This is a genomic window from Microtetraspora glauca (assembly GCF_040656155.1).
Lineage (GTDB): Bacteria > Actinomycetota > Actinomycetes > Streptosporangiales > Streptosporangiaceae > Microtetraspora > Microtetraspora glauca.
Window position 1 is genome coordinate 1 of sequence record NZ_JBFALK010000019.1, and the last position, 18,866, is coordinate 18,866.

An 18,866-nucleotide genomic window follows, 5' to 3' on the forward strand; every position below is an offset into this window, starting at 1 on the left:
GGCGGCATCGTGGCGCCGTTCATCGGGATCAAGCTCATCGACCTGTTCATCCAGTTCCTTCCGGGGATGTCATGATGGAACGTCTGCCAGGCTGGATCCGCCAGCACCTCGCCGCGGTTCGCGCGCTGCTCGTGCTGACCGTGGTTCTCGGAGCCGCCTACCCGCTCGCGGTCACCGGCGTCGCCCAGGCCGTGCTCAACGGCAAGGCCAACGGCTCCCTCGTCCAGAAGGACGGCGCGGACGTCGGCAGCGCCCTCGTCGGGCAGTCCTTCACCGACAAGGACGGCAACCCGATCAAGAAGTACTTCCAGAGCCGCCCGAGCGCGGCCGGGGACGGTTACGACATGCTGGCCAGCTCCGCCAGCAACCTCGGCCCCGAGGACGTCATTGACGTCCTGCCCGACCCGAACGGCGCCGACGACGCCGCCAAGGAAGGCAAGCAGCGTCTCCTGACGCTGGTCTGCGCGCGCAGCGTGGCCGTGGGCGCGCTCGAAGGCGTCAGCGGCGCCCGGCCGTACTGCACGGGCGATGGGGTCGGGGCGGTTCTCAAGGTCTTCCCGGCCGTCGGCACGCCGACCCGGGTGGTCAGCGCCAACCAGGCATGTCCGGCGAAGCCGTTCATCGCCGGTTACCAGGGCGTGCCGGTCGAGTGCGCCAAGCCCGGCGAGGACCTGGCCGCCGGCCGGACCGTCCCGGTGCGAGGCGCGGCGCGGGCCGTCGTCCCGGCGGACGCGGTCACCGCGAGCGGCTCCGGTCTCGACCCGCACATCTCGGTCGCGTACGCCGAGCTCCAGGCGCCCCGAGTCGCCAAGGAGCGGGGCATCCCGCTGGAGCGGGTCAGGCGGCTCATCACGGACAACACGACCGGGCGAGCGCTCGGCTTCATGGGAGAACCCGCCGTGAACGTTCTCGCGCTCAATCTGGCGCTGGACAAGGGGTGAACAGGAGGTGCGGGCCGTCTGTCACAGGCGGCCCGCACCTTGCGGTGTCCAGCAGCGTCGCAGTGTCCAGCGGCGTCACGATGTCATGGTGTTACGGCCGTCAGCGGATCAGCGGCGTCAGAAGCATCAGCGACTTCAGCGATCTGACCAACTTCAGCGGCGTCAGGGTCTACACGACCTGAGTAACGTCAGGGATTCAGCGACTTCAGCAACTTCAGCGACCTCAACGGTGTCAGCGACCTCAACGGTGTCAGCGACCGCAGCGACGTCAGCGGCTTCAGGGGCGGATCAGCGCCCGGAGCCGCTCGATCATTTCGGTGGCGTCGCGGAGGTTCTCCTCCAGCGTCCTGCTCGCGTCGCGGGTCAGGTCACCGAGCAGCCGCCGATCGGCGATCAGCGAGTTGGCCGGGTCCAGATGCTCGGCCGCCCGCTCACGCGCCCGGGTCTCGGCATCGTGGCGAGCCCGGTGGATCAGAGCGACGATCGTCTCGGCGAGCTCGTCCGAGCCCATCCGCATCGCGCGCGGGTCGATGTCGATCCGTGTGACGCCCGAGCTGGTCGCGTAGTCGACCGCGACTCTGCCGTCATCGGACTCGGCGCGTACGGTGATGCCGCCGGCCTCCCGGTGCGCCGCCGACATTCGGTCGAAGAGCCGGTTCGCGTCGTGGGCGAACTTCTCCGGGTCGAAGCCCAGTGCCCGTGTGAACTCGTCCATCCGTCACTCCCATGGATAGGTGTAGGAGCCGTCCGCCTCCTGCGCGGGGACGTACGGACCCGTGATCGTCTGGTGGCCTCTCGCGACGTCGGCGACGCCCTTGGCGCCCGCCGCCTGGGAGAGGCCGGGCGGGAGGGGCGACCCCGCGGGTAGGCCGAACCGGTTCATCAGGAACCCTTCGCCGGGAAACCTGCCGTCGATGCCGCGCGCGGTGAGATCACGTTCGAGCCTGTTCGCGGTGCCCCAGATCAGCAGGGGGCCCTGCGAGACGGTCGCCTGGACGAAATCAGCCACCGCGCTGTGGTCGCCCTTGGCGGTCTCGACCAGGATGTCGCCCGCGATGGTGCTCCCGAGCAACGCGGCACAGGCGTGGAGCAGGGTGGTGAGCCCGGACTCCACCGTGACGAAGCCGCCGATCATCTTGATCAGCACCTGCAGGGCGAGGACGCGCGCCTCGGCCGCGCTGATCGGGGAGACGCTCGCGAGGAGGACCCAGGCCGCGACCGCCGCGAGTGTCAGCGCGACGAGGCACACGAACAGGACCATGGCGTAGGTCGCCGCGGCCGCCGTGAAGAGGACGAGGGTCACGACCCAGGCCCGGATCTCGATGCTCGTCAGCTCGTCGAGGTAGGCGTCCATCCGGCGCTGGAAGGCACGCCCGTCCTCGCTCTTCCAGCGCTCGTCGGAGGAGCCGGAGACCCCGGAGAGGAGGTCGGTGATTCGCCGCCTGGCGGCCGCGACGCCGCTCGCGGTCTCGTGCCAGACCTTCGCCGCGTCCCAGAACAGCCGCGGGTCGTACTGGTGCACGTACAGCTTGGCGACGAACGGCCACGCCGCCGACACGCCGAGGGCGGAGAGGGTGAGCGCGGCCCCGGTCCCCACCTGCAGCGCCGTCTTCGCGGCGTCGGCGGCCCCGTCAAACATCGCGGGCCCGTCCCCGCGCGTCACGCCGGTCCGCCGGCATCAGACCGTCCTGATGGTGGCGGCGCTCTCGGCGCCCGCCCAGACGGCGGCCGTGGTGCCGACCTTGTCCGTGATCACGACGAGGTCCTCGACCTTGCCCTTCAGCTCCTGCAGCGTGTACGCCTCGACCTCGTTGTAGGCGAGGGCCAGCGAGTACGTGAACGAGGTGAACGTCGACTCCGAGACGGAAAGCCCGACGATGGCGCTGATCACGTCTCCGAGCGGTTCGGCGGCCCGGGGAAGACCCGCCTGGATCTCCCGTAGCCGCCCCTGCTCGATGAGCACCTCCTGCGGTGAGGCCGGGCATGGTGGCGTGAACGGACCTCCGGGAGCCCAGGGCCAGGTGCCTTCCCCACGGGGGCGGTCATCGCACTCGTGGGATCCTCCACCCGGGGGATCGCCGTACCGGGAATCATCACCTGCAGGGGTCGGGGGCGGGGTCTGACCGGGTCGCACCACTTCTCCTCTCGGACGCGGCGCCTCCACTTTCGGGCACGGTCCCGGCGGAAGTGATCATCGCTACGGAACTTCTACGGCCGGGGCGCGGGTTCATACGTGTTCTTGACGAGGTCCTCGTCGCCGGCTCGCGACCCGGCCGCTGACCCCGGCGTCGTCGAATCGGCGCCGGGTGATGTCGATGTGATCGAGATCATCGCGCGTTCCTTGCCGTACATTTCGTGGCATGCCCCCCGTCTGGCTGGACACCGGCGACAAGATTGCATCCCTGGTCGGGGCGGTCGCCGGAGTGACCGCCCTGCTGGTCCAGGTCATGGCGACGGTCCTGCGGAAACCAGCGGCGACCGAGGGAACAGGAGGCCGGCGCCCACGCCGATGGACGAGCCGGATCTCCCTGACCGCGTTCGTGACCGCCGGTGTGGCCGGACTCGTCCTGGCGGCACCGTCGACGGCCCGAGGGGAGCCGGACTGGCGACTGGGCGCCGCGGTCGTTCTCGTGGCGGCGACGGCCGCCGTCCACGGCGGGGTCCGGCGCCGTGAACCGGTCACGCTCAACCCCGCCGTACGGCACCTGCTGGCCGAGCAGCGGCGAGAGGCGGAGCGCCATCGCTACCACCTGACGGGCTCGCACCTTCCTCGGGTCACCACGCTCTATGTTCAGCAGCGGGCTGATGCGGGCGTGGGGCACGCCGGCCGGGCCGTACCGGGGGACAGGGGACCGATGACCCCCCTGGAGATCCTCACGCGGTTCCGGCACGCCGTGATCGTCGCGGAGCCGGGAGCCGGCAAGTCCACGCTCACCGCGCACCTCGCCGCCGCGTCCTCCGACTGGTGGCAGGCGGCACGGCGCGGGTCCCGGAAGAAGTCGCCGTTCGGCGAGACCGTCGCGCTGCGCCTGCCCGCCCTCGACTGGTGGGCAGGGACCTGGCGGCGGCGCTGGCCGATCACTTCTCCAGGCACGGAGACGAGGTGGCGCGGGACATGTTCACCCGGCCGCCGCTGGAGGGAGCCCGCTGGCTGGTCCTGGTGGACGGCCTGGACGAGATCGCCGATCCGGACGAGCGGTCTCGGGTGCTGACCACTTTGAGCACGTCCGCCGAGCAGCGGTCGGATGTGTTCCGCTTCCTGATCACGACCCGGCCCCTTCCCCCGGGTGAACTGGCCGAACTGGTGCGGGCCGGCGCGGCGGACCTGCGGCTCCGGTTGTTCGACGCGTCGGATCTGCGGCGGTTCGCCCAGCGTTGGTTCGAGGCGCGGCCGGTGGCGGGGGCGGGTGCCGAGCCGCTGGAGTCGGCCCGCACATTCGTGGCCGGCATCAGGCGGAGCGGGATGTCCGCGCTGCCACGGGTGCCGCTGCTGGTCACCATGGCGGCCCTGCTGTACGAGCGTGATCCTTCGGCGGGGCTGCCCGCCGACCGCACCCGGCTCTACGAGGAGTTCGTCACCCTGCTGCGCGCTGCCCGGCGCCGGCCCACGGACACCGCCGCCCTGGCGTGGACGGAGCACGAGGACCGCCTGCTGGCGCACCTCGCCGCGATCAGGGTGCATACTCCGGAACGCCACCTCCTCGAAGCGGCGGTGGAGTGGACGTCGGAGTGGATCCCGAGCGAATCGATCGCCGGGATGACACGTTCGGTGCTCACCAGCACGGTGCTCAACCGGCTCCTGGCGACCTCGCTGCTCGTCGCGGACGGGACCGATGTGGTTTTCCCCCATCAGAGCCTCGCGGAGTATCTCGCCGCCGGGAGCGAACCGTTCGACGAGGTCGTCTGGCGGCGCGCGATCGGCGACCCCGCGAGCCGAGAGTTCGCCCTGTTCGTGCTCGGCAGGGCCGGCCCTCCCGTGGACGAGTTCGTCCCGTGTCTGCTGGACGGAACCGACGCCGACCTGGTGGCGGCGGGCCGCGTGATCGCCGACGGGTACCGGGTGAAGCCGGAGGTGGCCGAGGCCGTCGTCACCTCCCTGCTCTCCCGGGTGCGGGCGGGTGAACGCGGTGAGGAATGCCTGGACGTGCTCACGGACCTGGCGGTGACCCGGCCGGAGCTGGTCGCGCGCCTGGCCGAGGTCTCCCGCGACCGGGACGTTCCCGACTGGACGAGGGCGATCGTCGCCGACGCCCTGGTGGACGTGGACAGGAAGACCGCGTGCGCGCTGCTGGCCGAGATCGGCCTCGCCGACGAACTCGGGACCCATCCCGTGCGGCGCTGGTGCGCGGATCGGCTGCTGGCGCATGCCGACGACAGGGCCGCCCACCGGATCCAGAAGATCCTGCAGGTGGACGGTGACTGGGAGATACGTTCCTGGGCGCTCGACCTGGACGATCTGCTGCCACCGCTGCCCGACGTGCCCGAACGGGCGCTCGCCGCGCTCGCCGACGACCCGCGCCAGCAGATCTTCCTCCGGGTTCAGGCGGCCACCGCGCTGCTGGAGCACGCGGCCCCGGTCGCGGCCCGGATCCTGACCGACATCGCGACCGACCATGGAGAGGACCAGCGGGCACGGTTCGAGGCCGCGCGGGTGCTGGCCCAGCGTGCCCGGCCTCCGGTGCTGACAGGTCTGGAGGTGCTCGCGGAGAGCCCGTCGACCAGGTCCACGCTGCGGTGTGAGGCCGCCATCCTGCTCACCGGACACGAGGACGCCCGCGGCCGGCTGGTCCTGCGGGACCTGGCCGGAACAGCGGAGGAATCGTGGGTGCGCTTCCGCGCCGCCCGGAAGCTGTGGGAAGACGGCATCGATGAGGGACGCGACGTCCTGCGGCGGCTCGCGATCGACGAGCGGACGGGCCTGCGGACCCGCGTCGCGGCAGGACGCCTTCTCATCGAACGCGACGATGCGCACACGCGGGCGGAGCTACGGCAGGTCGTGACCCAGGCTGACGGCCTCTCCGCCCGCTACTGCGCGGCCCGGGCACTGCACGAGGCGGGCGACGCGACGGGTACGGCGGCGCTCCGCGAACTGGCCGCCAGTCCGGCTGCCGGTCCGCACATCCGGCACGCGACCGGGCTGGCACTCCTGCGCGCCGGCGATCCCACCGGCGTCGCTGTGCTCGAAGCGGTGGCGACCCAGAGCGCCGACTCCCAGGCGAGGATCACAGCCGCCCGGTCGCTGATGCCGTACGACGCCGCTGCGGCGGTCGCGGCGCTCCGCTCGATATTCGACGAACCGCGTGTGGGAGGTCACATCCGCTACCAGGCGGCGTCGTCCCTGCTCGAACACGGCGACGAGGTGCCTCTCGCCCGGCTTGCCGCGCAGGTCTCCGACAGGCTGCTGCGCGTGGCGATCGCGCAGACCTTGCATGAGCGTGGAGACTCCGCCGGACTCGTGCTGCTCCGCGACGTGCTGTGCGCCAGACGGTCCGGGGGAGCCGAGCGGAGGGCGAGAAGGACGCCGCGTGGTTCGTGGAGCTGCTCCTCCGGCGCAAGCCGCGCTTCTACGACGGACTCAAGGTGGTGGTCGCACTTGCCGAGATCGGCGGTGAGCAGGTCCGGATCGTGCTGGAGCGCATGGCTCGCAACCGGGAGGCGGCCGGCACGCTGGTCCGGCCGGCCTGCGTGGCGGCCATCGCGGCGGATGCGGAGCCGGCCGCACTCGACGCGTTGACACGGGTGGCCCAGGATCCGCGAGCGGACGTGCTCGTTCGGTGCTACGCGTCGGCGTTCCTGCTCGCCGAAGGTCGGACCGGCGTGGCCCTCGCCGCCCTGCGGAGCCTGCGTGATCGGCGTCGCGGTGACCCGATCACCCGGCGCCTGTGCGACCGGTTGATCGCCGTCGCCACGGGACAGCGGGTCGAAGCGCTACCGCGGCTCTGGCGCATCCTGTTCGACCTGTTACTCCCGGATCTCGATGTCACCGAGATCGATTTCGCTGGGATCGATTTCGCCGGGATCGATGCCATCGGGCGACGGCCGTGACGCCTGAAATCCCAATGTCCTGATAAAGGACCGAAGGCGGTGAATGCAATCGCAAAAGCTGGCAGCGCGCCGATTTCGCATGTAATGCTGTAAGCATGGTGAGTCTGTTCGAGCACGCGGGTGGACACGAAGGTCTCCACCGGTTCAACGACATCTTCTACAGCAGTCTTCTGGCCGATCCGCTGCTTCAGCCGCTGTTCGGTGCCGGACGCCCCCATCACGTCGCGCATCTCACCGCCTTCACCGCCGAATCCTTCGGCGGCCCCGACGTCTTCTCGCAGGACATGGGCGGGTTTCCCATGCTGATCGCGGCACATCGTGGTCTGAAGATCAGCGAAGAGCAGCGGCAGCGGTTCGTCGAGCTGTATCTGGCCGCCGCCGACAGCGCCGGGCTGCCCGACGACCCGGCGTTCCGTGAGGCGCTGCGTTCGCACGTGGAGTTCGGCTCGCAGGTGGCCGTGCAGAACTCCCACGCCGAGACCGACGACCAGTTGCACCCGCTGCGGGAAGTCCCTCTCTGGGAGTGGCCCGGGCCGTCCGCGTAGGGCACCGCCCGGGTCGTCGTCATCGTCTCGTGAGCGCGGGGTCGCGGGACATCGTCGCCATGACCGCCAGACCCGCTCCGAGCAGCAGAGTCCATCGCAGATGGGCGGAGAGCAAGGCCTCGGGCCGCAGGGTGAACAGGGAGACCGGCCCGGGGAGGGTCAGCATCAGCAGCCAGCCGCCGACGATCGCGGCGGATGCCACGGCTCCCGGCTCGCTCTGGCCGTATCGGCGGGCCGCCAGGGCGGCCGTCGCGAGCCCGGCGACGAGCAGCGCCGCGAACTCCAGGCTGGCCCACCCCATCCACACGTCGGGAATCCGCGGCGCCACGACGAGGAGGGACACACTCCAGACCGGTACCGCCCAGGCCGCGGCCAGCCCCACCCGGAACAGGGTTCGCGCGCGGAGCGGCGTGGGCGAGGGCGCGATGATGTCTGCCGCCTGGTCGTCCAGCACGAAGGCGCAGGCCAGGGTGACCAGGCCCGCGATCACCCGCAGGCACCAGACGCCGTCCGTCCACGACGCCCCCACGTCGTACGGCCAGGCGAGCGCGAGCGCGACGAGGACCGTGGCGACCGCCGCGGGCTGCCACCGCACGAGACGTCCACTCAATGGGGCGAGCTGCCGGAGCTGCCCGATTCGCGAGGACCTCGGCGGCGGTGGATCGCCTGCGGCCGACAGGGATCGAGGCGCGGGCGCCTTCACAGCAGCACCCGGATTCCCGCGAAGGCGACGACCACGACGGCCAGCGCGCCCACCGCCAGCCACAGACGCCGGCGGGAGGAGTCGGCCAGCATCGCCAGCGCTCCCGCCCCCAGGCACAGTCCGAGCAGGTAGACCGCGTGCCAGCCGACAGAGCCCGGGTTGAAGCCGATGGCCGCCAGGTAGGGGTGGGGCCCCCAGAGCGCGAAGTCGGCGTAGAAACCCAGCAGGTAGAACGGGCCGGTCTCCTGGCCGTCCCCCGCGCCCGCGGTGTTCACGTACTGGTTGACGCGCACCAGGATGATCATGATGAGCAGCGGTGCTCCCGGCCAGGGCGTCCACCGGGCCACCGCGATCCCGAGCAGGCACCCGCCCAGCAGGTTGAGCGGCCCGCACGCCAGCTCCGCGATGGTCGGAAACCGCTCCAGCTGGTTGCCCGTCACCAGGTAGAGACAGGACAGCAGCGCCTGCGCCGCGACACCCATGAAGAACGGGGCGAGGGCCGCCAGGCACAGAGCCCCGGTCCGATCCTCCCGCCAGCGCGGGAGACCCTCCAGCAGCTCCTCCGTACCGGCCCGGCGCGCGGACGAGGTGACCAGATTCGCGGCGAAGAAGACCGGTACGCCCCAAAACAGCGTCATCGGCGCGGTGAGCGCGGTGAAGGCGGGGCGAGGACCCGCCCAGGCGTCGGTGCCGACCGCGATGCACCACATGGCTACACCCAGCAGGTTGAGCGGATGGCACAGCAGGCGCCGGGCCTCGTTGGTCGCCAGCACGTGCAGGGCGGAGGGACGCGACGTGCCCCGGACGGCGTGCGGGACGGCGCTCATGGCGTCACCTCCAGCGCGGCGCGGCCGGTGGCGCTCGTGCCGGGTGGTCGCGGGCCGTTCCGCACCGTGTGTTCGTCCATCGCCCTGCCCGCAATCCGTGTCTCGACAGCGTGTCGTTCCTCTGTCGCTCCGGGGCCGCCGAACGGTTCGCGCCGGCTCACGGCGGTGCAGGGGGGCGGGGGGCGCGGGCCGGGCCGCCCGCCACCCCGCCACCGCGCGGGTGCTCAGGTGCCGGGCCAGGCGAACCGGTGGGTGTGGATCCCGAAGTACGTGAACGCCTCGGCGCGGGTGACTCCCGGAACCCGCTTGATGTGGTCGTTGAGCACGGCGAGCAGTTCGGCGGGCTCCTTGCACACCACCTCCACGAACATGTCGAACGAGCCGGACGTGAGCACGACGTAGATCACGCCGGACAGCTCGCTGATCCGGTCGGCGACGGTGTGCACGTCGCTCTCGACGCGCACACCGATCAGCGCCATGACGGGTAGGCCCAGCGCCATCGGGTCGGTCACGCCGACGATCTGGACGACGCCCTCGTCCCGCAGCCGCTGCACCCGCTGGCGTACGGCGGGGGCCGAGAGCCCGGTCGTCTCGGCCAGCGCGGTGTAGGAGACCCGGCCGTCCCGCTGCAGCTCGCGCAGCACGAGCCGATCGATCTCGTCGAGGTTCATCCGGCCAGCTCGGCCACGGCGGCCGCGAACACCTCGTGGTGCCGGTCGACGTCGGCCTCGGTGGTCGCCGGGCACATCAGCGCCATGTTGTGGAACGGGGTGAGCAGCACGCCGCGGTTGGCCAGGTAGACGTGCAGGTAGTCGTCGAGGTCGGGGTCGCCGGCCGCGTTGGACTCCCCGCCGTCGCGCGGGGCCGGATCGGAGAAGCGGTACTCCGCGCGCGCGCCGAGCTGGGTGACCGACCAGGGCAGCGCGTGCTCGTCGATGACCTCCCGCACCCCCTTGGTGAAGCGGGTCGCCAGCTCGGTCATGGCGGTGAAGGCGTCGTCGGTGAGCACGTGCTCGAGAGTGGCCCGCATGGCGGCGACCGAGAGCGCGTTGCCGGCGAGCGTGCCGCCGACTCCGCCCATGTCGACCAGGTCGAGGCCGCTCATTCCCTCGACCCGGGCCGCCACCTCGGCGGACAGCCCGTACCCGCCGCTGGGGATGCCGCCGCCGACGGCCTTGCCGATCGTCACGATGTCGGGGTCGAGCCCCCACGCCCCCGTGCAACCGCCGGGACCGGCCGAGAACGTGTGCGTCTCGTCGTTGATGAGCAGCGTGCCGTACCGCCTGGTCAGCTCGCGTACGCCGTCGAGGTAGCCGGGCTCGGGCAGCACGATGCCGATGTTGGTGAGAGCGGGTTCCATGAGGACCGCGGCGACGTCGCCGTGGGCCAGCTCGCGCTCCAGGGACGGAAGGTCGTTGAACTCCACCACGCGGGAGGTCACGGTCGGATCGACGGGAGCGCCGACGTTGCCCTCGCGGGAGACCTGCTCGCCGTCCGGGCCGACCACGAGGAGGACCTCGTCGACGCTGCCGTGGTAGCAGTAGCTGTTCACCAGGATCTTGGGGCGGCCGGTGATCGCCCGGGCCAGGCGGATCGCCCAGCGGTTGGCGTCGGTCGCGGTCAGCGAGAAGCTCCAGTACGGCACGCCGAAGCGGCGGCCGAGCTCGGCGCCGACCCAGGTCGCGTCCTCGGTCGGCATCATCACGGTCGCGCCGCCACGGCCCCCGAAGCGGTCCGCGACCGCGTCCACGGTGGCCTGCGGCGAGTGCCCCGCCATGGCGCCGGTGTCGCCCAGGCAGAGGTCGACGTAGGAGTGGCCGTCCAAGTCGGTGACCCGGGCACCCCTGGCCTCCGCCAGGTAGAGGGGGAAACCGGCGGCGGTCTTGTTCATCCAGGTCATCGGCACGCCGCCGAACAGGTGGGCCCGTGCCTGCTCGTACGCGGCGGCCGAGCGCGGGTTGCGGTCACGGAAGGCGCGGCGCTCACGGTCGAGCAGGTCGGCGAGATGAGCACGGTCGATCATGGTCACTGCCTTAGAAAACATCGAACGAGTCGGTAGTCATGACTGAATCTGAAGTCAACGTATACCAGAACGTTCGATTCTTCATAGGGGTGGTCTGGGGCGCGATGTCACCCGGTCAGGGTCGGCAGCACCCGGCGCAGCCCGTCGACGATCGCGCCGAGGCCCACCTCGAAGGAGAGGTCGGCGGGCGGGCACCGGCGCGCGGCCGCCGCGTCGTCGCGGGCGCGTACGGTCGCGGCGAACGAGGGCGCCTCCGCCGCGAGCGGCCCGGAGTCGAACATGTCGGGCGGGGCCACCATGTCCAGCGCGGATCCGAGGATGAACGACTCGACCGAGACCATGACGGGGATGATCATCTCGGCCGGCCAGCCGCCGCGTTCCAGGCCGACGACCACCTGCTCGTACATCCGCAGGGTCCGCAGGGCGCCGGTGATCGGAAGGGTCGCCAGGAGCGATATGGCGGGCGGATGCGCGGCGAAGGCGGCGCGGTATCCGTGGGCCCACTGGACCATCGCCTCATCCCAGGGCAGCCGGGAGAACATCGAGGCGTCGATCGAGTCGGAGACCAGCTCGCGGACCGCGGCGAGGATGTCGTCCTTCCCCGTGACATGGTTGTAGAAGGAGGAGGGGCGCACCCCGAGCCGCTGCGCCAGCGCGGCCAGGGAGAACCCTTCGGCCCCGGCGTCGTCGATGAGCCCGAGGGCGGCCCGCGCGATGATCTCCCTGCTCAGCACCGGTGTGGCCGGTCGGCCTACCCGTCTTCTCATTTCGCCCGGCCGACCCCTTCCGCTTTCACCTCCGGACAACTTATCCTTCCCGCACAAAACGAACGACATTCTTTTTGGACGCCGATGACTCGCACCCTCTTCCACAACGGCACCATCTGGACCGGCACCGGGAGTACCGTCTCCGCACTCACCACCCGGAACGGCCGGATCGAGGCCGTCGGGGCCGAGGCCCTCGCCCGGACCGCCGACGCGATCGTCGATCTCGAGGGCGGGTTGCTGCTCCCGGCCTTCGGTGACGGGCACTGCCACCCCGACCACGCGGGGTTCGAGGCGATGGGCCCGCGCGTCAGGGAATGCGGCAGCGTGGAGGAGATCGTCGAGGAGGTCCGCCGGTACGCGCTCGCGCATCCGGATGCCGAGTGGATCGTCGGCGCCAGCTACGACTCCACCCTGGTCCCCGGTGGCGTGTTCGACGCCCGCTGGCTGGACGCCGCCGTACCCGACCGCCCCGTCGTCCTGCGTGCCTGGGACTACCACACGGTGTGGTGCAACACCGAGGCCATGCGGCGGGCCGGTCTTTCCGCCTCGACGCCGGACACGGCCCGCGGCACCTACGCCCGCCGCGCCGACGGCGAGCTGCTCGGGACGATGTACGAATGGGACGCGGTGGACGCGGTCCTCGGCGCCGCCCCCGCCCGCACCACCGGTGACCTGGTGCGGGCGCTGCGCCTCGCCACCGAGTCCTACGCGGCGGCCGGAGTGACCTGGATCCAGGACGCCTGGGTGGAACACCGTTCCGTAATGGCGTACATCGAGGCGGCCCGGCAGGGCGCGCTGGCGACCCGGGTGAACCTCGGCTTGCGCGCCGACCCGGCACGCTGGCGCGACCAGCTCGCCGAATTCGCGGCCGACCGTGACCGGGTGCGCGCGCTGCACGACGACCGGCTCACCGCGAACACGGTCAAGTTCTTCATGGACGGCATCCTGGAGAACCGCACCGCGTCGCTGCTCGACCCCTACAGCGACGACCCGTGCGCGCGCGGCATGCCGATCTGGCCGTACGAGGAGCTGCTGGAGGCGTTCACCGCCGTGGACGCGATGGGCCTGCAGGCGCACCTGCACGCGATCGGCGACGGCGGCGTGCGGACCGCCCTGGACGCGGTCGAGCACGTGATCCGGGTCAACGGACCCCGGGACCGGCGACCGGTCATCGCCCACGTCCAGGTGCTGGACGAGGCCGACCTGCCGCGTTTCGCCGAGCTCGGTGTGATCGCGAACCTCCAGCCCCTGTGGGCGCGCATCGACGCCGCGATGACCGAGCTGACGTTCCCCCGGATCGGCGCCGAACGCGCCCGGCGGCAGTACCTCATCGGCTCGCTGCTCCGCGCCGGAGCCCGCGTGGCCTTCGGCAGCGACTGGCCGGTGAGCGACCACCGCCCGCTGGCCGGGTTGCCGGTCGCGGTGACGCGCGAGAACGCGGAGCGGGAACCGGCCGGCGGCTGGCTGCCGGAGGAGCGCCTCACCTTCGACGACGCCCTGTCCGCGTACACGGCCGGCGTGGCCTACCAGGCGTTCGCCGAGGAGGACCGCGGCGTGCTCGCCCCCGGGAAGGTCGCCGACCTGGTCTGGCTGGACGCCGACGTACGCCGGATGGACCCGCACGACATCGCACTCCGGTCGGCCGTCCGCGGCACGTGGATGGCCGGCACGCGAATCCACCCCCCTTCCGACAGGAGTAGCGCGCTATGAAAGAGTCCGCCGCGGACCCGGGACTGAAGCGGGTCCTGGGCGTTCCGGGCCTGACGCTGTTCGGGCTGACCTACCTCGCCCCGGTCGCCGTCTTCACGACGTACGGCGCCGTCGCCCAGATCACCGAGGGGCACCTGCCGTCGGCGTACGTGGTCGCCCTCGTGGTCATGCTGTTCACGGCGTTCAGCTACGGCCGGATGGCGCGGGCGTTCCCCGCCGCCGGATCGGCCTACACCTACACCCAGCAGACCTTCGGCGGGCACGTCGGGTTCATGACCGGGTGGACGCTGATGCTCGACTACCTCTTCCTGCCGATGATCAACTTTCTGCTCATCGGGATCTACCTGCACGACCAGTTCCCCGGCGTGCCGCAGTGGGCCTTCACCCTGGCCGCCCTGCTCGTGGTGCTCACACTCAACGTCCTCGGCATCAAGGTGATGAGCCGGGTCAACGTCGTGGTCGTCGGAGCCTCCGTGGTGCTGATCCTCATCTTCGTCGCGCTGTCCCTCAAGCACCTGTCGGGCCACCCTTCCCCGGCGCCCTTCGAGTCGTTCACGCCCGGTACCGGCGTCTTCACCGGCGCCGCGATCCTCGCGCTGAGCTTCCTCGGCTTCGACGCCGTCTCCACGCTGTCGGAGGAGGCGAAGGAGCCACGCCGCAGCATCCCGCGGGCGATCATGCTCACCACGCTGATCGGCGGCCTGCTGTTCGTCCTGGTCGCCTGGATGGGCAGCCTCGCGCACCCCGGCTACGACGACTTCGTCAACCCCGACACCGCGGGCGTGGACATCATGGCCGCGCTGGGCGGCGCCGCGTTCCAGACGATCTTCGTGGGCATCTACGTGATCGGCGCCTTCGGATCGGCGATGACCACCCAGGCGAGCGTCTCCCGCATCCTGTACTCCATGGGACGGGACGGCGTGCTGCCGAAGCGCGCGTTCAGCATGCTGCACCCCCGCTTCAAGTCGCCGGTCTTCGCGGTCGCCGTGGTGTCCGCGGTGTCGCTCGTCGCGCTCTTCATCAGCCTGGGCAACGCGGTGGTGATGGTCAACTTCGGGGCGCTGATCGCCTTCTCGATGGTGAACCTCACCGTGATCAAGCGCTACATCGTCGACGAGCGACGGCGGTCCGCGGGTGACCTGCTCCGGTACGGACTGGTGCCCCTGGTGGGCTTCGCCCTGACCGTCTGGCTGTGGACGAGCCTGGAGGGGGTGACGTTCCAGGTCGGACTCGTCTGGATGGCCGTCGGCCTGGTCTACCTCGCCGGACTCACCCGGTTCTTCACCCGCAAGCCTCCGGTGATGACCTTCTCCGAGGCCGATCCCGCCGGCGCCTGACGTTCACGAGCCCGGACGCCGGGGTCCCCTCCGCCAGGGACCCCGGCGTCCGGACGCCGGGCCGTACCGGGCGCGGTCGCGGCGTGTGGCGCGCCTCGGCGGGGGGAACCGCCGGTCAGGCGGTCATGACGACCAGGGTCGGCGGGCGGTGGAGCCTCACAGCGCCGGGACGCGGCCGTGGAACGTCGTGGCCGAGGTCGTGGTGGCGACGATCCGGCCGCCGGTGATCACGTGACCCGGCGGTGAGTGCCTGGCGAGGACCTCGCGTACGCTCCGGCCGTCCAGCACGACCAGATCGGCGGGTGCGCCGGGCTCCAGCCGGTGGGCCGGACGGCCCAGGACGCGCGCGGCGTCCACGGTGACCATGTCGAACAGCCGCTCCAGTTCCGGATCGGTTCGCGCGTCCAGCAGATGGGCGGCCAGGAAGGCGACCTCCGGCATGCTGTGCCTGCCGAAGGGGTAGTACGCGTCCTCGATGTCGTCCTGGCCGAGCGCGACCGGCAGGTCGGCGTCGGCGAGGGTGAAGACCGGCAGGTGCAGCGGGCCGGTGTGCGGGTCGCTGACGAATCCCAGTCCCGCCGCGCGGCACAGTCCGATGAGGCGACGCAGGGAGGGCTCGGGATAGAGGGCCGTCGCGCGGGCGTGCTGCACGCTGGCCCGGCCGGTCATCCCGCGCTCCACCAGCGCGGTGGCCAGCATCTGGGTGGTACGCAGCGACGGATCGCCCGCGTCGTCGGTCAGCATGGCAACCCGCAGCCCGTGCTGGTGCGCCAACTCCACCATGCGGGTGACGTGCACCTCGGCGTCGGCGTCGGTGAACTCGATCCAGGGGATGCCGCCGACCACGTTCACGCCCAGCCGCACCGCCTCGGCGACCAGTTCCTCGGTGCCCGGCGCGCGCAGCAGGCCGTCCTGGGGGAAGGCCACCACCAGGAGGTCGACCAGCCCGCGGAACTCCTCGCGCAGGGCCAGCAGCGCCTCGACCCCGGTGAGCCCGGCGACCGGATCGACGTCGGCGAACGCCTGTACGACGCGCACGCCCTGGCGCACCGACTCCCACATCGCCGACCTGGCCCTGGCCAGCACGGCATCGGCGGTCTGGCGCACCTTGACGGCCGCCGCCGACTCGATCGCGCCCATCGCCGCGCCCATCGTCCCCGCGGTGTAGGCGGAGAGGGGCTCCTGGCCCGCCAGGTCGAGGGTGTGGACCTTGCACAGGTGCAGGTGGGCGTCCACGAACGGCTCGGTCACGAGGTTCCCGTCCGCGTCGACCACCGTCGCCTCGGGCGGGCTCGTCGTCTCCGGGTCGTCGGGCGCCACGACGGTGAGCAGGCCGCCGTCCGCGGCCAGCATCCACCGGCCCGGGCGGCCGCGCAGCGATGCGTTGCGAATGAGTACGTCCACAGCTCGGACGATAGGGCCGGTCCTGCGGCCGGGCACATGGCGACATCTGCCAAGTCAGCGCCGTACGGGTCTCACCGGGCTCCGGGGCGCCATGCCGCAGACGGCCTTGTGCGTGGGGTGGTCCACGACATCACCCCCTCTGTCCAGGGAGGGTCTGACCGCCATCATCGGTGGCCAGACCCTCGACGGGCGGAGCAGCCGATCAGGCGGTCATCGCGACCAGGATCCGGCGGGCGCCGGTGTACGGCTCCCGGCCGTGCGCGCACAGCATGTTGTTGATGATCATCAGATCACCCTCCCGCCACGGGAACGCGTACGAGGTCTCGTCGTAGGCGGCCTTGACGGCGGCGAGGTCCGCCGGGGCGATGGAGGAGCCGTCGGCGAGGTACGCGTTGCGGGGCAGGTCGGCCTCGCCGTACAGCATCAGGAGGGCCTCGCGGACCTCCTCGTCCAGGCTGGTGACATGGAACAGGTTCGCCTGGTTGAACCAGACCTGCTCACCGGTCAGCGGCTCGGTCTGGTGCGCGGGCCGGTGGTGCCGGGTGCGCAGGCCCTCCTCGGTCCATTCGTACGCTATGCCGTGCCGCGCGCAGTAGTCCTCGACCTCGGCGGGGTCGTCGGTCTGGAACGACTCCTGCCAGGACAGGCCGAGCCCCTCCCGGAACGCCCTGGCGTAGACGACGCCGGCCGCGAACCTCTCCCGTACGCCCTCGGGGATTGCGCGGAACACCGCGCGGCTGTTCGCGATCGGGGTGGCCCCGCCCGTGGCGGCGGCGGTGTCGCAGAAGAAGAACAGGTGCCCCGGCCAGGTGTCGGAGTACGAGTTCTCGTTGTGCATCGGGAGCGGCTGGTCGGCCGGGTACTCGGTCGAGGTGTAGATGGACTCGGTGACCGACGTGCGCGGGGTGGAGCGTTCGGTGTAGCGCAGCGGCTCACCGCCGACGACCCGGACGATCCGGTCGAACAGGTCGAGGTCGGCGGGCAGGTCGCGGATCAGCACCGCGCCGTGCTCGGCCAGACCGGCCCGCAGGCCGTCGCGGTGGGCCGTCACCCAGTCGAGGTGGTCGGTCATGTCCGGGCCGAGGCCGTAGACCACGATGGTGGTGTGGTCGTTGCCGGCCACCTGCCCGGTCACTGGCCCGGTCACCGGCCCGGTCACTGGCCCGGTCACCGGCCCGGCCACCTGCCCGAGCCGCCCTGGGTCCGTGGGAACGACGCCCGTCATCAAATCTCCTTGAGCGTGGATACCCCCGCCTTCAGGCGGGGGAGGAAACGCGGCACGATTCCGCACCGGTGGATACGAACAAACGAGCGATGTCTCGGCTGGTCGCGTGGTAGGACTGTGAGGCATGGCGCAGGTGGTGAAGCGGGCGTACAAATACCGCTTCTACCCAACTCCCGGGCAGGCCGACGTGCTTGCCCGGACGTTCGGCTGTGTCCGTCTCGTCTACAACAAGGCATTGGAGGATCGGACCCGCGCCTACAGGGTGGAGGGCCGTCGGGTCTCGTATGGGGAGTCGTCGGCCGCGCTCACCGCGTGGAAACGCACTCAGGAACTGGCGTTCCTGAACGAGGTGTCGTCGGTGCCGTTGCAGCAGGCGCTGCGTCATCTTCAGGCCGGGTTCGTGAACTTCTTCACCAAGCGCGCCGGGTTCCCGACATTCAAGTCCCGTAAGAAGTCGCGGCTGTCGGCGGAGTACACCCGCTCGGCGTTCCGGTGGCGGGACGGCACGTTGACGTTGGCGAAGATGGACGGCCCGCTGGACATCGTGTGGTCCCGGCCGCTGCCGGAGGGGGCGGAGCCGTCCACGGTCTCCGTGAGCAAGGACGCGGCCGGCCGCTGGTTCGTGTCGATCCTGGTCGAGGAGAAGATCACACCGCTCGCCCCGGCGGAGAACGTGGTCGGGGTGGATGCGTGGATCACGTCCCTGCTCACCCTGTCGCGGCCGATCGACGGGGTGACCGACGCACACGGCACGGTCGCCAACCCTCGGCATGAGCCGGCTGAGCGCAGGCGGCTGGCCAGGGCCCAGCGGGCGCTCGCCCGCAAGGGGAAGGGGTCGGCGAACCGAGTCAAGGCCAGGCGGCGGGTGGCTCGCGTGTATGCGCGGATCACCGATCGCCGCCGGGATTTCCTGCACAAGGTCACCACACGGCTTGTTCGCGAGAACCAAGTGATCGCCGTGGAAGACCTGACCATCCGTACCATGGTCAAGAACCGCACGCTGGCCCGCGCGATCTCGGATGCGAGCTGGCGGGAACTGCGGTCGATGCTGGAGTACAAGGCCCGCTGGTATGGGCGGGAAGTCGTGGTGGTCGACCGCTGGTTCCCCTCCTCCAAGCTGTGTTCGGCGTGCGGCACGCTCGCCGAGTCGATGCCGCTTTCCGTCCGGGAGTGGGTGTGCGCCTGCGGCGCTGTCCACGACCGGGACGTGAACGCGGCCAGGAACATCCTCGCCGCCGGGCTGGCGGAGAGGTGAAACGCCTGTGGAGCTGGTGTAAGACCTCAACGGAGTCCTCTCCGGGCGGGCGACCGGCGGTGAAGCAGGAAGGCCGACCTGTGA

Annotated in this window: 16 protein-coding genes and 1 pseudogene; 7 read left to right on the forward strand and 10 right to left on the reverse strand. The window is 71.1% G+C overall.

All coding sequences use genetic code 11. The features are described 5' to 3' along the window. Positions 1 to 74 precede the first annotated feature (74 nt). Positions 75 to 941, forward strand: coding sequence for a potassium-transporting ATPase subunit C (locus tag AB0I59_RS30085; RefSeq protein WP_358138271.1), 867 nt, complete (start codon positions 75 to 77; stop codon positions 939 to 941). A gap of 277 nt (positions 942 to 1,218) precedes the next feature. Here the strand turns inward: AB0I59_RS30085 and AB0I59_RS30090 are convergent, their stop codons facing one another. Genes AB0I59_RS30090 through AB0I59_RS30100 form a run of 3 tightly spaced genes read right to left on the reverse strand, consistent with a single transcriptional unit; the run spans position 1,219 to position 2,904 of the window. Then, a complete protein-coding gene (locus AB0I59_RS30090) occupies positions 1,219 to 1,656 on the reverse strand; it encodes a YbaB/EbfC family nucleoid-associated protein (protein WP_358138273.1) in 438 nt (145 codons plus the stop codon). A gap of 3 nt (positions 1,657 to 1,659) precedes the next feature. Continuing rightward, positions 1,660 to 2,580 carry a hypothetical protein gene (locus tag AB0I59_RS30095; RefSeq protein WP_358138275.1) on the reverse strand — a complete coding sequence of 307 codons (921 nt, stop codon included), beginning with the start codon at positions 2,578 to 2,580 and terminating at the stop codon, positions 1,660 to 1,662. A 39-nt stretch (positions 2,581 to 2,619) separates the two neighbouring features. Then, positions 2,620 to 2,904: a hypothetical protein gene (locus AB0I59_RS30100; protein ID WP_061260702.1), complete on the reverse strand. Its 285-nt coding sequence runs from the start codon at positions 2,902 to 2,904 to the stop codon at positions 2,620 to 2,622. Positions 2,905 to 3,987: 1,083 nt separating this feature from the next. Between AB0I59_RS30100 and AB0I59_RS30105 the strand changes: the two genes are divergently transcribed. The 3 genes from AB0I59_RS30105 to AB0I59_RS30115 all read left to right on the forward strand — a co-directional run bounded on the left by AB0I59_RS30105 (position 3,988) and on the right by AB0I59_RS30115 (position 7,531). Next, positions 3,988 to 6,675 (forward strand): hypothetical protein, encoded by a 2,688-nt coding sequence (locus AB0I59_RS30105; RefSeq protein ID WP_358138277.1) that lies wholly within the window; start codon positions 3,988 to 3,990, stop codon positions 6,673 to 6,675. Next, positions 6,627 to 6,986 (forward strand): hypothetical protein, encoded by a 360-nt coding sequence (locus AB0I59_RS30110; RefSeq protein WP_358138279.1) that lies wholly within the window; start codon positions 6,627 to 6,629, stop codon positions 6,984 to 6,986. Before AB0I59_RS30105 ends, AB0I59_RS30110 begins: the two co-directional genes overlap by 49 nt. 95 nt (positions 6,987 to 7,081) lie before the next feature. Then, positions 7,082 to 7,531 carry a group II truncated hemoglobin gene (locus AB0I59_RS30115; protein WP_061260697.1) on the forward strand — a complete coding sequence of 150 codons (450 nt, stop codon included), beginning with the start codon at positions 7,082 to 7,084 and terminating at the stop codon, positions 7,529 to 7,531. Positions 7,532 to 7,550: 19 nt separating this feature from the next. On the opposite strand, the gene AB0I59_RS30120 is transcribed toward AB0I59_RS30115, so the two are convergent. From AB0I59_RS30120 to AB0I59_RS30140, 5 genes are all read right to left on the reverse strand, one after another. Beyond that, the gene (locus AB0I59_RS30120) at positions 7,551 to 8,126 is read right to left on the reverse strand and encodes a hypothetical protein (protein WP_061260695.1); all 576 of its coding nucleotides are present in this window, start codon (positions 8,124 to 8,126) and stop codon (positions 7,551 to 7,553) included. A 104-nt stretch (positions 8,127 to 8,230) separates the two neighbouring features. After that, on the reverse strand, positions 8,231 to 9,061 hold the full coding sequence (locus AB0I59_RS30125) for a hypothetical protein (RefSeq protein ID WP_061260693.1): 831 nt from the start codon (positions 9,059 to 9,061) through the stop codon (positions 8,231 to 8,233). 224 nt (positions 9,062 to 9,285) lie between these two features. Next, complete coding sequence (locus AB0I59_RS30130) at positions 9,286 to 9,732, reverse strand: Lrp/AsnC family transcriptional regulator (protein ID WP_061260692.1); 447 nt, start codon at positions 9,730 to 9,732, stop codon at positions 9,286 to 9,288. Beyond that, the gene (locus AB0I59_RS30135; protein ID WP_082777552.1) at positions 9,729 to 11,084 is read right to left on the reverse strand and encodes a transaminase; all 1,356 of its coding nucleotides are present in this window, start codon (positions 11,082 to 11,084) and stop codon (positions 9,729 to 9,731) included. Before AB0I59_RS30135 ends, AB0I59_RS30130 begins: the two co-directional genes overlap by 4 nt. 107 nt (positions 11,085 to 11,191) lie before the next feature. After that, a complete protein-coding gene (locus AB0I59_RS30140; RefSeq protein ID WP_358138282.1) occupies positions 11,192 to 11,851 on the reverse strand; it encodes a TetR/AcrR family transcriptional regulator in 660 nt (219 codons plus the stop codon). Positions 11,852 to 11,935: 84 nt separating this feature from the next. Here AB0I59_RS30140 and AB0I59_RS30145 point away from each other — a divergent pair, with 84 nt between their 5' ends. Beyond that, complete coding sequence (locus AB0I59_RS30145) at positions 11,936 to 13,561, forward strand: amidohydrolase (RefSeq protein WP_358138284.1); 1,626 nt, start codon at positions 11,936 to 11,938, stop codon at positions 13,559 to 13,561. Beyond that, a complete protein-coding gene (locus AB0I59_RS30150; RefSeq protein ID WP_358138286.1) occupies positions 13,558 to 14,898 on the forward strand; it encodes an APC family permease in 1,341 nt (446 codons plus the stop codon). The genes AB0I59_RS30145 and AB0I59_RS30150 overlap by 4 nt, the downstream gene beginning before the upstream one ends. Positions 14,899 to 15,054: 156 nt before the next feature. On the opposite strand, the gene AB0I59_RS30155 is transcribed toward AB0I59_RS30150, so the two are convergent. Both AB0I59_RS30155 and AB0I59_RS30160 read right to left on the reverse strand, forming a co-directional pair. Next, on the reverse strand, positions 15,055 to 16,302 hold the full coding sequence (locus tag AB0I59_RS30155; RefSeq protein ID WP_358138288.1) for an amidohydrolase family protein: 1,248 nt from the start codon (positions 16,300 to 16,302) through the stop codon (positions 15,055 to 15,057). 202 nt (positions 16,303 to 16,504) lie between these two features. Continuing rightward, a complete protein-coding gene (locus AB0I59_RS30160; RefSeq protein WP_358138290.1) occupies positions 16,505 to 17,527 on the reverse strand; it encodes a TauD/TfdA family dioxygenase in 1,023 nt (340 codons plus the stop codon). 124 nt (positions 17,528 to 17,651) lie between these two features. On the opposite strand from AB0I59_RS30160, the pseudogene AB0I59_RS30165 reads away from it, so the two are divergent. Then, positions 17,652 to 18,865: pseudogene (locus tag AB0I59_RS30165) on the forward strand (RNA-guided endonuclease InsQ/TnpB family protein); the annotation flags it as partial. Position 18,866: the final 1 nt, after the last annotated feature.